Source organism: Ruegeria sp. CH8, from assembly GCF_056536985.1.
Genome location: NZ_JBQFQR010000034.1, coordinates 19,972 through 33,444 on the forward strand (window position 1 = coordinate 19,972; position 13,473 = coordinate 33,444).

A 13,473-nucleotide genomic window follows, 5' to 3' on the forward strand; every position below is an offset into this window, starting at 1 on the left:
AATCAGGCAGATGGTTCTCTTACGTGCTCGTGGTGGCTGAAGATCAGACGGTCAGACTGGAAGTCCGATCTGAAATCCGCCACGCGCCCGGACAGCGCGAAGTAAAACCTCAGCAAGCCGGGTTCGATTGACTGTGCCTGTGCAACGCAGTCTTCACATATTTGCTCAACCCGATCCTGAGGCTGGCGATTTCGGATTGCTTCAATCAGTTTGGTGTGGGTAGCTTCCAACCTTTGAAACGCGGCCGACTCCAACGTATTCGTGCCGCCCACCAGTACAAATACGGGCTCCAGATCGGTTCTTCCTTTGAGATCGACATACCCGGCTTCAAGCATGGCCAAGTGGTGCCTTGTTTCCTCGTAGACCGAGCACGAAACCAAGATGTCGTAGTCGACATGGCGGCAGCTTTGTTCGATCCGGGCAGCGACGTTCACCACGTCTCCGATCACAGTATAGTTGAACCGACGTTTGGATCCGATGTTGCCAACGCAGGCCCGGCCGGTGGCACAACCCGTCGCCAGCGCGATCGGCGGTCGCCCTTGCATGACGTCGGAGGCATTGAAATCAACCAGCGCCTGCCGCATCAATAACGCCGCCTGTGCCGCGCGGCGGGAGTGGTCTTCGACCGGTAGCGGTGCGTTCCAGAAAGCCATGACCGCATCGCCAATAAACTTGTCGATGGTGCCTCTTTCCAGCAGAATTTGATCTCCGATCTCGGAAAACAGCTGATTAAGCAGGGTAACCAAATCTGTGGCAGAAACGGTCTCGGACAATGGGGTGAATCCCCGGATATCGGAGAACATCACAGTGATCTCCTGCGTTTCGCCACCCAGTTGTAGCTGATGACCTGCCCCCTCCATCTCATCCAGAATTTCCGGCGCGACATAGTGGGAAAAGACCTGTCGGATCACTCGTTTTTCACGCTCGGTCGAAATGAAGAGATATCCTGCGAGCAGGCCGAAATTGGCCATTCCTCCCATCAGTGGAAAAGTGACATCAAACAGGATCAGTTGGTTCCGAAAAGCGAGCCAACTGATGCAAAGGACAACCGCTGCCGACGCCCCCCCGGCCACAAAAGACGCGACCGCGCCGAAGCGTGCCATTACGGCTGTGACCACAATGCCGAGAGTGACGAAAGACAGCAATTCCAGGGCTGCGGTCACATCCGAACGGCTCAGCATTTCGCCCGTCAGGATTTGTTCGAGGATCTGAGCATGGATTGATACGCCCGGAACGGATTCACCCAGCGCTGTCTGGTGCATATCAAACAGCCCGGCGGCCGACGTGCCGACCAGAATGATCCGACCCTCGATCTCGGCGCGCAGGTCGGGATTGTCGTGCGTCTGCATGATGTTATCTGCCGACAGGTACAAGTCTGGATTGTCTCGCCTGTACCTAACCCAGACTTCTCCGTTTTCGGTGGTCGGCAGCCGAAATTCTCCGATCTCGACCGCTAGCATGATGCCGGCTTCGTCCGGGGTGCCTTCGGCAATAATGATGGGCTCGTCCAACGCGACCCTGAGAGCCTCGATGCCGAGGCTGGGCAGCGCCCCGTCCGGGCCGCCCCAGAGGATGGGAACTCGACGTATGATCCCCATGCCGCCCAGTGGCGAGACATTGACACCACCGATCCCCGCCGCGCCGCGATCCAGTGGGGGCGCGGGGGGCGTCCAATGGGGAACTGAAACCAGTCCCGCGGTTGGTGTTTCCCCGATTTCGACAATGCCGACATGGGGGGTGACGGCTCGCCCTTCACCAGATTCCCGTGCTGCCGCGCCCAGAACAACCGGCCAGTTGGCGATTTCCAGTGCGAACAGCACATCATTGTCCAGTTTCGCGGCATGATGATCCACAGATACCACACCGGCAAGAGCGGGATCCTGCAGCAGGCGCGCGGGTGAAAACCTGTCGGGTTCGATGAACAGCATGTCAAATGCGATAGCTGCGGCACCATATTCGCCCAGGTTTTTGACCAGCTGGGCCAGCAATGTCCGGGGCCAAGGCCATTGCCCCCAATTTGCCAGTGATTGTTCGTCAATGTCCACAACGCGCACGGGAAGGTCGGGAACGTATTCGCGCGGCGACACGCGTTGCAGAAGATCAAAGTAGATCAGCCGGGTCATCCGCACCGGGTAAGGATCGAGAATTCGGATAAAGCACCCAAACAGGATCAAGCCGAGCCCCACAAGCTGAAAGGCACGTCGTCGCCCTGTTCGTTCCTTGGGCTTTCCGGTCACGTTTGCCTCCGAATGCCGTGGTCAGCCCCATTTGTGCGGGTGTCACAACGACATCGTTTGAACTGGTGTCATTTGGCGCGGCCGATGTGTCTTCAATTGCCGCTGTTACCGCCGTTACCGCTTTTGTCGCCGCCAGAGGGGGCGCCACTTCCGCCTGTTTCGGTGCTGCCGATTGTGCCGCCGCTACCTGGGCCGCCGCTGCCCGAACCACCGCCGATCGAGCCGCCGCGCCCATTCCCGCTGCCGCTGCTGGGCCCGATATTGCCGCCATTGCCACTACCACTTCCTGTGGAGCTTCCGATGTTTCCGCCATTGCCCCTGCCGCCGCTTTCTCGTGAAGATGCCGCCGCGCTTTCGACTCCGCTTCGTTCAGCGCGACTTGGTTCATCTCGGCTTTTGTCACCACGATCGGGGCTGGTTTCACGCACTTCGGACCGTTGTGGTTGGGGCGGCACGGTGTCTGTCCCACAACCCCTTAACTCGATCTGCAAAGGGACCAGCAACTGTTCCTGCGACTGCACAAAGGGAAAGCCTTTTTTCAATGCATTGTCATAGCTTTCCTGATCGGCGGGGCGGCCCACACCTCCGGTTTGCGTCGTTGCCAGCAGGCTACATTGTCGTCCGGCCTCGCGGCACGTGCCGCCCTTGCTGCACATTTCTACCCGACCCTGAAGCACCAACATGGCACTTTGCGTTCCGGGAACGACCCATAGGTCAAAGGTTGTGCCCCGCACAGCCATGGTCGCGTTTGGTGTTTGGATGGAATAGGCGCGCTTTTTGCTCTTGCCGGAAATAAACCGAAAACTGCCGCCAAGTGCCTGAACCGCGAAGTTCTTGGCTTTCCTGTTTCCGCGTAGCATTTTTACGTCCAGCATCATCCGCGCGTTCGGGCCAATTGCGATCTTGGTTTCGTCAACGAAAACAAGTTGAACGACACCGCTGCGGTCGGTCGAAATGGAGTCGCCAGAGGCAACATCCATACCCGCACGTAAGGGTTGAGACTTTCCCGCGCGTGTAAGCTTTGCGCCTTGTTTGACGCCAATTACTTTTCCGATTTCGGCCAAAACCTGCGATGGCAGTATTAATACACAAAAAATAACCAGTAACGATTTCAACCAAGCCAAAACCAACGTCCTTCCCCCTCAGGTGGTTTCGAACGCATCGCGCTCGCTGCTCGGGTTCTGCCTCAACGAAATCAGATAAATGAATTCGAACTTCTAAAGATCGTACAAATATGCCTTAAAACCTGCGTTATTGGCAAGTTCCCTGTGTGAAAAGTGACCTAAGATGTCCGAAAGACGTTCTCAATCTACCAAGGTAATCGGTGTCCGAAAAATCTGCCGGTCAATTTCTATCCTGGTTTGCGTTATCCCCACGCGGATCATTAAACCGATGCAAACGCTTTTCGGTTAGTGAAGCTGCATACTCATGGAGTAGCGAGAAACCGGCCGGTTTCTTATGACTCTGCGGCTTTTATCTTTTCCCTGAGTTGGAATTTTTGGATTTTCCCGGTCGAGGTCTTGGGAAGGTCAGTAAACACCACTGACTTGGGGGCCTTGAACCCGGCCAAGTGTTCCCGGCAAAACGCTATGATCTCGTCGCCGTCTGCTTCGTGACCCGGCCGTAATTCGACAAACGCGCACGGTACCTCGCCCCATTTGGGATCGGGCTTGGCCACGACCGCAGCGGCCTGAACGGCGGGGTGGCGGTACAGTACGGCCTCGACCTCGACCGATGAGATGTTTTCACCGCCCGAGATGATGACGTCTTTCAATCGGTCCCGGATTTGCATGTAGCCGCCCGGGCTGACCACGGCAGCATCTCCGGACCAGAAGTATCCGTTTTCGAAAGCCTCGGCCGTGGCGGCTACGTCCTTGTAATAGCCCTTCATGACCGTGTTGCCGCGAATGGCGATCTCACCTTGAGTTTCGCCATCTTTGGGAACGGGTTCCTCGCTGTCGCGGTCAATGACAGCAACGGATTCGACCATTGGAAAGGCGATACCCTGCTGGGCCTGCAGACGTGCCTGTTCGGCGGGGCTTTCATCGGCCCATTCCTCTTGCCGTAGGCACTGAGAGATGTGGCCAAAAGTCTCGGTCAGGCCATAGACCTGCATAACGTCCAGACCCATCGCTTTGGTCTTTTCGAGCACCGAAGGTGGGGGCGGTGCACCAGCGGTCATCACTTTGATGGCCGGGTCAAACGGGTCGGTGCCGCTGTTGTCCAGTTCGGCCAGCATTTGCAGCACGATTGGGGCTGCGCCCAAATGGGTGACGCCATGTTCGCGGATTGCCGCCAAAATCTTGTCGGCGGCTGGCACGCGGGTGAACACCATGGTTCCGCCTTGAAGTGCCATTACCCACGGGTGCCCCCAGCCGTTGCAGTGGAACATTGGCACAACGGACAGATAGACCGGATAGCTGGGCATCTGCCACGCTGCCACCGTGCCAAGCGCCATCAGGTAGGCGCCGCGATGGTGATACACTACACCTTTCGGACGCCCGGACGTGCCCGAAGTGTAGTTCAGCGCAATGGCGTCCCATTCGTCGTCAGGCAGAGCAGAACCAACATGTTCGCCTTTGATCAGAAGCTCGGAATAATCGAGACCGCCAAGGCTGTCGCCACCCACTACGTTCGGGTCGGCGATTTCCACAACAGGGATATCACGACCGAGCAGGGCAAAAGCCTTGGACAAAAGCGGTGCCAACTCACGGTCGACAATCACCAGTCTGGTGTCCGCATGATCCAGAATGTAGGCGATCGTCTCAGGTTCCAATCGTGTGTTCAGCGTGTTCAGAACAGCGCCGGACAAGGGTACGGCGAAGTGAAGCTCGAACAGTTCGGGAATGTTGGGGCAGAGAACGGACACCGTGTCGCCCTTGGTGATGCCCATTTCAGTCAGCCCGCGTGAAGCCGCGCGCGCGCGACGGACAACTTCGGCCCAATCGCGGCGCACCTCCCCGTAGATAACTGCTGTGCGGTGCCCGTGCAGCGCCGCCGCGCGATTCAGGAATGACAGCGGGGACAGCTGCACGTGGTTTGCCGCTGTCATTTCCAGCGCTTCAAAGTGTTTTTGCATGGTCGACCCTCCCAAACAGACCTGCGTGACTTGGCTCAGGCTTCTCCAAAACCCGTTGGAACCGGCAGGTCCGGCAAGGTTTTAGCCCGTTTTGCCAGACTACGCCCGATCACGACCCGGCTGATCTCGGTTGTGCCGTCAACGATGCGCAGCATCTGGCTAAGCCGGGACAGGCGGTCCAGGCCATAGGGTTTGAGCAATCCCATACCCCCAAGCACTTGCGTGCAGGTGTTGGCCGCCTTGACAGCCGCATCCGGGACAAACCGTTTGGCATGCGCCGCCATCACCGGCCCTTCGGGCGTTCCTAGCGCATTGGCCGCGGCTCGGTAAAGCAGGCGCGAGGCTTCAAGCTCGGTCGCAACATCGCCCAGCATCCACTGAATGCCGTCCAGATCCAGGTTCTTGCCGCCAAACATCTTGCGGTTCTTGGAATAGCTCAGTGCCGTATCCAGCGCAGCTTGCATCAAACCGCAACAGCCCGAGGCGATGGACACACGGGCGATGTCGATCGCCATCAGCGATCCCTGCAAGCCTTGTCCGACCGGAAGGATGATATTGTCCTCCGAAACGACGACATCTTTCATGTACATCTCGGACAGGGGCAGGAAGTTGTAGCTGGGCGTCTCATAGCGCGGCCCAAAGGTCAGGCCCGGAGTGTCGGCCGGAATGGCAATCATCGCCATATCCTGATGTCCAGGCTGATCGGTTGTTTTCACAACTGTGAAATAGATATCAGCTTCGCCAGCAAGACTGACCCATGCTTTGGCACCATTGATCGTCCAGGTGCCATCGGAGTTTATGACAGCACGGCTGTACATGTTGGTGGCATCGGATCCCGACTGTGGTTCCGTCAGCGCAAAATTTGCAAGCTTTCTGCCGGATGTCAGGTCACGCGCCCACTGATCCTTGAATGCATCTGTGCCATAACCGCACCCGGCAAAGGTGCAGATATTGTGCATCGACAGAGCAAAAGCGTACGCGCCGTCAGCTTTTCCCAGTTCTTCGTAAACCCGGATGCCGTCGCCAAGGCAAAGTCCCTGACCACCGAGTTCTTCGGGCGCGTAAAGACCGGTCAGACCGGCAGCCCCGGCTTTGTCCGAAGCCGCGCGAGGCCAAACACCTGACTGGTTCCAAGCATCCACGTTAGGCGCAACTTCGGTGGCAGCATGTTCACGGGCCACATTCAAAATTTTTTCGATCTTAGTAGACAAGCGGGGCCTCCCAAACTCCGGCATGAGAATTGTTTTGACTGTCTAAACAAGATTTTTCAATTACAGTATGTGGAAAATTCTTACGGTGGGATTGATTTTTCTTATGGCTGACGATCTGCCGACACTTAAGGGGTTGCGTGCTTTCGAAGAGGCTTATTGGCATGGCAGTTACACGCTGGCGGCCAAGGCGCTAAACGTGCAGCAACCTGCAATAAGCTATCAGATCAAACAGCTTGAACAGGATCTGGGCATTGTCCTGTTTGAAAAATCCCATGGCCGTTTGGTTCCGACACCGGATGCAACCGAGTTGTATGACACAGTTTCACGGGCCTTTCGAAATATACGAACGATGGCTGCCCGGATTCGGGCTAAGGATGGCGACGGGGTTTTCACAATCGCGACCTACCCGGGGATCGGTACATACTGGCTGTCTTCGCGCCTGCCGGAAATTTCAGAAGCGCTGGGCATTCAAGTCAAAGTGATAACCTTGGTCAAGGACGCGGACCTGTTTTTAGAGCCCGCAGATTGCTGGATTCTCTTTGGTCAGGGTCACTGGCCGGGTTTCGAAGCCCGAAAGCTGATCGACGAAGCCGTCTGCCCCGTTGCATCACCTAGTCTGATCGAACGATACCGGAAACACGATGGCAGCATTGATGTGTCCAGCATCCCGTTGATCGAGCAGGAAGATCCCGAAAAGCGTTGGCTGAGTTGGGAAACTTGGCAAGACCGTTCCCAGGACGACTGGAGCCTTTCCGACAACCGCGTCTTGGTAAATGACCATGGAATGGCACTACATCTTGCCCTGACCGGAACAGGTGTCGCGCTTGGGTGGATGGGGATAATCCAGGACTTGATTGATGGAAAGAGTTTGGTGCCTTTGTCGGCCCATCATGCGCGATCGGAGTTCGGGTACTGGGTTCTTGGTCGCGAAGGGTTTTGGGAAACAGCCCAAGGGCGGCTGATCATTGGTCTTTTGAAGAATTGACGGTGCGAACCGTGAGCAGCCTCATCTGACTGGTCCAGTTTGATTGTTAGTGCATTGTTGGCCTCTGATCCATGCGGATGATGGTTTCCGGGGCTGGTGGGCGATAACCCAATGCACTGTGGGGTCTCTTGTTGTTGTAGTGTTTCCTCCATTGTTCGATCAGGATTTGGGCCTCACGTAGGCTGTAGAAGATCTCGCCGTTGAGCAGTTCATCTCGCATCCGCCCGTTGAAGCTTTCGCAATAGCCCGTTCGCAAAAAAACTCGTCCCTCCCGCATTTTTGATTTTTTCAACAGTTTCCGGACAGTTCCGATGCTGGACTTCTCAATTCTTTTGCGCAAATTGAGCTGTCAGCACCTGTTTGCCGTACTAGACCAGAATACATACGATAATTGCCTCGATTGTCTCTGGTCTTTTGCACTACACGATCCAAGCTACTAGCAGAGCAACGAGTACGAGCAACCCAAGGATAATCACCGGTCTTAACGACGAAACTTTCTCAGCGCTTTTCGGAACAACGGTCCGCTCGGGCGATGGTGATTGCGTGTTTTCCGACGGAGGATCGAGCGGTGACCAAGCGTCAAGCGCGTTGTCTAATCGAGCCCGAAACTCATCTATACTGTCTGACCATCCGAAGGACTTGTCCACGACCCATGGAGACCATGATTTCTCGACGGTTCGAACTGCTAAAATGATCGCGCCAGAATCAGACAAACCTTGTTTGGTATACGTGGACGCAAAGTAATCAATCAATGCTTCTTTGTGAGTTTGCTTTACTTCGAACTTCCATCGTGAAATCACTTCAGCTGCTTCAACATCTATTTTTCTGTTGGTAAAGTCACAGATAAAGTGTTCTGCACCAGTGATTAGGCTTAAATCGTAGCTGGAAATACTGTCGTTTGGAAAATTGAACCCGTCTTCTACAACCACGTTCAACCCAGTCGCCCCTTCGATCAAATCGCGAGCTTCCAATTGACTTGCACCAACCATCATCGTCTCTGCAAATCCGGCGCGAAGTAATGATCCAACTGGTGCATAAACTCCTAGCTGGTCCCTCCACTCGCTTGTGCGTTTTAGGCAAAATCCGTCTCCGAGTTTTGATGGAGGCCATTCGGTTGGCGCAGCCATCCACACCCAAGCCCCCAAATTCTGGATAACTTGCAATTCGCTTTCCGGCAGCCCTGTGTGAGTACCAAGCCGCTGTGCTATTATGTGCTTAGGTCGACTATCGCCCAAACCACCCGAGGTAACGATAGATAAATCGTCACTTAGGCTGCCATCATGGCCATCAGGAAGACAAGAAACAATATAGGGCAAAAGTGCAGGAGCAATGGTCTCTTCATATGCCGCCGGATCAATTATTTGTTCCGGGTTTCTCTGTAAGGTCCCTAATAGTTCACCCCGAAGGTCGACAATATCTTCGTATAAAGTGCTTAATCTACTACTTTGTTTGAGTACATTCCGGTAGTGCTCAATATCGCTTTCTATCTCCGTGACCAAATTGTGCCCTGCCATTTGCGTTGAGAATTTGTTCACAAGATCCCAAGATTCTTCTGTGTCCGGAACATCTTTCCTATCTCTGTAAGTTTTTGAATACCAATCAAGAATACTGTATAGACGATCTGCCGGAAGTATCGATTGACCGCCGGGGTTTTTTAAGGATCGGAAAGGTCCATTCAAAGCATAGTACAAGATACAAATTGTTAAGTGCCCTAGACTGAATACTGGGTTGTAGCGATTGATTTGATCAGTGAGATGAGAAAGCTCCAGTGCCTCAAATAACGAGATTGGCCAAAGATGAGTGTCAATTGCCGAATTAAAGTAGTCAAATTTGTTAAAGGCTGCCACACTCGTTTCCCACCCGAATGCTTCACGCGAGCACCGAAGTTGGCATATGTATGCTATAGCCTCTAACTGGGCGCGCCCTCCGACTCTTATACCGCCTTGCAGAACCGAGTTGTCTATGGCAGCCGCTTCTTGTGCGGACCTTAAGTTCGCCATCAGAGGTTCTAGTTTGTCTGGATAGGAAATTGCCAATTGGCGTCTAGAGATAGAACTGAAATAGGACGACAACGGCACTGCAACTTGGGCGTCCTTCAGTTCTTTGAGGTTTTTCAAGATTACTGATGCATTTGCGTCATATGATGCGCCGGTTCGCCAAAGCGCCATTCCGTAGTTTGTTAATATCAGATCAAGGAAGTGCCTTTTCTCGTGCCAGACCTCGCTTGACATCCGAATCGCAATATCAGTGTGATCACCGTCAAGCATTGAGATTTTTTCATTCAGGACATCATATACATGCCCGTAGGCGAGGGGAATAAGGTCGCCTAAAGGGAATTTTGTGGGGGGCTTTGAAACCAAAGACTGGTTCACAAGAAGCGAAAAGGTTTGGTCATCCAATTGCAGATATGGCAACATCGGGCAACTAACCTAGGGAAAGATTTAGGTCCTCAACGTTCGTTGAAGGACTAATAGCTATAGTAGTACCAGCTGAATCGGTCACGTTAACTACTACGCTTGCTTCGTTTTTGCCATCGCTATTCTTTAAGTAAGCTTGGAGTAGCGGCACAAGAGCAGTGCAAAGAGCGAGAAATGGTGGTCCGACTTCGACGACGAGTTTAATGAGGGTTGGGGCCGACCAAAGAATTTCTGGTGTTCCTGCCGGGCAATTTAGCGGGCCATTTTGCGCGGTAGTGCGAGGTTCGTCCATTTCTGCAACACAGGGCAAGTCTTGTTGGACTAAGTAGTCTATGACAATTCGGTCTCCGACTAAGCTGAATATATTTTCCATCGATGAATTTTCCCCTTTCTACTAAGCGGCACGAAATAAAAAATCTTTTTTTGACACCAGTGGATGTTCGATCGCAAGAGGTTGGTTCTGGTAAATTCTCCCAGTCAATTGTTAATAGCTTTAACCCTTTAGCTCATTGCATTTTATGTCTTGCGCCATCGTCTGCCAAGAGGTCAGATCAGGCGGTGCTGTCAAAAACTGCTACCACGCAAATCACATACGACTTTTCTTGTCTCTTCATTTTAGTATCAATTGTGAGGTTGGTGCATCACTCCCTGCTTCGATTGCTCGAAGAAGCATCGTAGTGTCCCATCTTTGCTTACATCGGACCTTCGTTGTCGTGCCTTTGAATGAATGACTCTGGACAAACATAGACTCTATGCGCCTGTCTTGAACAACGTCAAGCTCATAGCTGTCCAAGATACACATTTGTAGTATCCTGATAGATGTTGTTTGGACGAATATCTGATGGGAACTCTTGCCTGTCGGATTACCTAAAACTGAATTAGGTCGGATAAGTGCTGGGCGTTAACATAAAGTGCAAAGCATTATTTTATTTGTGGACCGATGTTTAAGTTAGCTGATATTTTCAAAAATTTTTGGTTGGAAATCTGATCATCGATTCAAAACACTTGATTGCGTTCACCAAGTCGGACTATTCAGCGTTGATTGCCCACAAGCCAATTATTCTTTGCGAAGTCAGGATTTCTAGTTCCTGTTTCATTCAGATAGCATTCAGAAAGTAATCTGGGTTATCTTTGGCATAGTATAAATGTCACGATCTAAGGTTGCGATTCGTCGGCAATTATTGGTATTTCTGTCACCGCTGCGAAGTTCAGTTTGACGGAAATCGTGAATCCTCGCCCTGCTGGCAGGAGTGTACACTAACGAACTCTGATGAACACCAATTTGAAGTTTCTCAAAGCGATACTTTCAACAAACTCCACCAAATATTCGACTTGCGCACTCATTCAGTAAGTCGCTCTAATTTAATAATTGTTTTTCGATTTATCGTTTTTCGGGCGTGCACCGCTACGCCCAAGCCCATGGTGCTTATCTTGACGAACTGAATGGGGCGTCTTATTATCGTCTTCCTCACTAGGAATTTTACTTAACATATATCTGCTCCATTTTTGCATAAGAGAATCCCCTCTTTCGTCTCTGGACACTTCTGATGGTATATTCTTTTTGGGTTCAATTATTTTTGCTGGTTCGAAATTACCTTCGGTTTTCTTCTTGATTTGAGTGATTCTTCGCTCGACCCATTGGCCTTGAAAGTCCGCCGCTGTGATCTTTTCACTCTGAAGTTGTTTCAGCAGTCGCCAGCGCGTAGATTGAACGATTGACGTATCGTCTGAATCTTCTAACCAGGTGACAACTTCTCCCCCAAATTTTAAAGAAAAAACTTTGTCCGTCACCATTCCGAAAATGAGCTCGCGGAACGAAGAGATCATGTTTCCCGTCAAAAGTTTCCTGTTTGTAGCGATTGCAAATGTTCCTGTTCCTTTTTTTATGTCTAGGTGTGGGTTCTGGCTTACTGCGTTTTTGGGCACTTCTCGTTGGAGGTATTTTGCTAAATCGGAAACTGTAATTTTTCCGCTTTGCGTTAGATCAGCTGCACCAGTACGAATTCCATTTGCAAGATGCCAAGAAAAGACTCCGGCGTTGTACCCATCATCCTCTTTAGCAGTTTGTGATCTTCCTGCAGCCGTCAAAAAGTAGATACCGTCTCCATCCGCAAAACTCTCTTCTGCGGCACTCAACTGATCATTTAGTGTAGCTGCTGGAAAAGACCGACTAACTTGATCTGCGGCGCGGGCGGAATAACAACAGTCTAAAGTAATAAGGACCCGTCTAGCATTTTGGGTATCAATCAAGTGTCTGAGCTGCCGTATCTGAAAGGCGGTGATTTCGATGCTATTGATTTCAGTATCCGTAAAACAAAGGTTAAGCCCTCCCACAGAGTCCAAGACACCGTGCCCAGAAAAATGAATAATCAATACATCATTGCGTTCAGTCGCTTTGAGTTGTTCTAGGACTATTTTTTGAGCTGCAAAATTTCTAATGTCCTTATAGGGATAAACGTGGGCATCGTTGCCGCCATACTCTACGCCCGAGTAAACCTGAGTCAAAAGTTCCACGTCGTTGGCAGGATGTTTCAGCCGTTCCAATCCACTGTCGGGGCCATATTCCCCGATACCAAATAGAACTACTCGGCGCGTCATCCATCATCACGCAAGAAAGCTTCAAGTCTCCCGACCATTGCGTCTAGCTGTTCTTTGTTCAGGTCATCTGCTTGAACCGAAAAAGATGAGCCATCTTCGCGAGAGACTGAAATTTGTGCGCCTTTTCGCTTTGAGAAATAAGCTTTAAAAATTTCAAGAGTAGCAGTGGCAGCACCTCCAGCGACAAATGCCAGCGCTATTTCTCCCAATAAAATTGTGCCGTCAGCCCTTGTACCTGGCTGGTTGGGAATAGTTGAAAGTCGAGCATCGTGATCGACGGTGCTTCGTATCTCAGTCAAAAGCTCCAGTGTGTCATCTTGCATCTGGTCTTCGTCATCAAAGCCTGAGATTTTGATAGTAGCGTGCGTCATCTAATTCGATCCGAAAGGTCAATATGCCCGTAAGTGTACCAAAGTGGATGTACTTATTCAATTTTTGGGGAGTTTGTGGCTTTTGTAACAGTTGCTGACAAAGCTCTTCCTCACTTTTGTTTAACGAGATTCTATGCACGATAGAATGCAAGCGCTTTGCCCGTTCGAGCTAGATGATTTAATTTGCTTTTTCTAGACGTACTAGCGTCCTCTGAACCTGTGACGCTTGCCAGCTACCACCCCTAGCCGTAGGTAACCCAGAGGCGTTCAGGGCGTCCGCTATAGCCCTCAGGCTAAGCCCTTGGTCCCTTAGGGGCACAATTACACTGGCGATCTTCTCCGCCCTTTCTTTGGCTCTGCGCTGAACCACTTCGTTCCGTTTGTTGGTTTTGTCTCGCAATCCCCCAAGCTTGACGCCCTTGGCCTTTGCTTCCGCCAGTGCAGCCTTTGTGCGAATTGAAATGAACTCTCGTTCCTGTTCGGCCAGCCTGTCGTGGTGTCGGTGTCAGCGATGCGACCTACTACAATTGGCGGCGTCGGTTCGGTGGCATGGGCAAGTCGCAACTGTCGGAGTT

General features: G+C 52.0%; 9 protein-coding genes and 2 pseudogenes. 2 read left to right on the forward strand and 9 right to left on the reverse strand.

Going from position 1 to position 13,473, the window contains the following annotated elements:
- Positions 1-2: 2 nt before the first annotated feature.
- From ACR0ER_RS23220 to ACR0ER_RS23235, 4 genes are all read right to left on the reverse strand, one after another.
- Positions 3-2,237: a CHASE2 domain-containing protein gene (locus ACR0ER_RS23220; protein ID WP_480770924.1), complete on the reverse strand. Its 2,235-nt coding sequence runs from the start codon at positions 2,235-2,237 to the stop codon at positions 3-5.
- A gap of 92 nt (positions 2,238-2,329) precedes the next feature.
- The gene (locus ACR0ER_RS23225; protein ID WP_480770925.1) at positions 2,330-3,217 is read right to left on the reverse strand and encodes a FecR family protein; all 888 of its coding nucleotides are present in this window, start codon (positions 3,215-3,217) and stop codon (positions 2,330-2,332) included.
- Between the two features lie 476 nt (positions 3,218-3,693).
- The gene (locus ACR0ER_RS23230; RefSeq protein WP_480770926.1) at positions 3,694-5,316 is read right to left on the reverse strand and encodes an AMP-binding protein; all 1,623 of its coding nucleotides are present in this window, start codon (positions 5,314-5,316) and stop codon (positions 3,694-3,696) included.
- 35 nt (positions 5,317-5,351) lie between these two features.
- Positions 5,352-6,527 (reverse strand): acyl-CoA dehydrogenase family protein, encoded by a 1,176-nt coding sequence (locus ACR0ER_RS23235; protein WP_480770927.1) that lies wholly within the window; start codon positions 6,525-6,527, stop codon positions 5,352-5,354.
- Between the two features lie 103 nt (positions 6,528-6,630).
- Between ACR0ER_RS23235 and ACR0ER_RS23240 the strand changes: the two genes are divergently transcribed.
- A complete protein-coding gene (locus ACR0ER_RS23240) occupies positions 6,631-7,512 on the forward strand; it encodes a LysR family transcriptional regulator (RefSeq protein WP_480770928.1) in 882 nt (293 codons plus the stop codon).
- A 46-nt stretch (positions 7,513-7,558) separates the two neighbouring features.
- Here ACR0ER_RS23240 and ACR0ER_RS23245 read toward each other — a convergent pair.
- From ACR0ER_RS23245 to ACR0ER_RS23265, 5 genes and pseudogenes are all read right to left on the reverse strand, one after another.
- Positions 7,559-7,759, reverse strand: a pseudogene (locus ACR0ER_RS23245) (integrase core domain-containing protein); the annotation flags it as partial.
- Positions 7,760-7,931: 172 nt separating this feature from the next.
- Entirely contained in the window at positions 7,932-9,929 is a 1,998-nt protein-coding gene (locus ACR0ER_RS23250; RefSeq protein ID WP_480770929.1) for a hypothetical protein, read from the reverse strand.
- Positions 9,930-11,291: 1,362 nt separating this feature from the next.
- Positions 11,292-12,527 carry a caspase family protein gene (locus tag ACR0ER_RS23255; protein ID WP_480770930.1) on the reverse strand — a complete coding sequence of 412 codons (1,236 nt, stop codon included), beginning with the start codon at positions 12,525-12,527 and terminating at the stop codon, positions 11,292-11,294.
- Positions 12,524-12,898, reverse strand: a complete 375-nt coding sequence (locus tag ACR0ER_RS23260; RefSeq protein ID WP_480770931.1) for an effector-associated constant component EACC1 — start codon at positions 12,896-12,898, stop codon at positions 12,524-12,526. Before ACR0ER_RS23260 ends, ACR0ER_RS23255 begins: the two co-directional genes overlap by 4 nt.
- A 178-nt stretch (positions 12,899-13,076) precedes the next feature.
- Complete coding sequence (locus tag ACR0ER_RS23265; protein ID WP_480770932.1) at positions 13,077-13,268, reverse strand: recombinase family protein; 192 nt, start codon at positions 13,266-13,268, stop codon at positions 13,077-13,079.
- Positions 13,269-13,417: 149 nt separating this feature from the next.
- Here ACR0ER_RS23265 and ACR0ER_RS23270 point away from each other — a divergent pair.
- Positions 13,418-13,473: pseudogene (locus ACR0ER_RS23270) on the forward strand (hypothetical protein); the annotation flags it as partial.

Coding starts and splice junctions, on each gene's coding strand:
- ACR0ER_RS23260 (WP_480770931.1), bottom strand. CDS start 12,898: ATGACGCACGCTACTATCAAAATCTCAGGCTTTGATGACGAAGACCAG.
- ACR0ER_RS23230 (WP_480770926.1), bottom strand. CDS start 5,316: ATGCAAAAACACTTTGAAGCGCTGGAAATGACAGCGGCAAACCACGTG.
- ACR0ER_RS23255 (WP_480770930.1), bottom strand. CDS start 12,527: ATGACGCGCCGAGTAGTTCTATTTGGTATCGGGGAATATGGCCCCGAC.
- ACR0ER_RS23225 (WP_480770925.1), bottom strand. CDS start 3,217: ATGGATGTTGCCTCTGGCGACTCCATTTCGACCGACCGCAGCGGTGTC.
- ACR0ER_RS23250 (WP_480770929.1), bottom strand. CDS start 9,929: ATGTTGCCATATCTGCAATTGGATGACCAAACCTTTTCGCTTCTTGTG.
- ACR0ER_RS23240 (WP_480770928.1), top strand. CDS start 6,631: ATGGCTGACGATCTGCCGACACTTAAGGGGTTGCGTGCTTTCGAAGAG.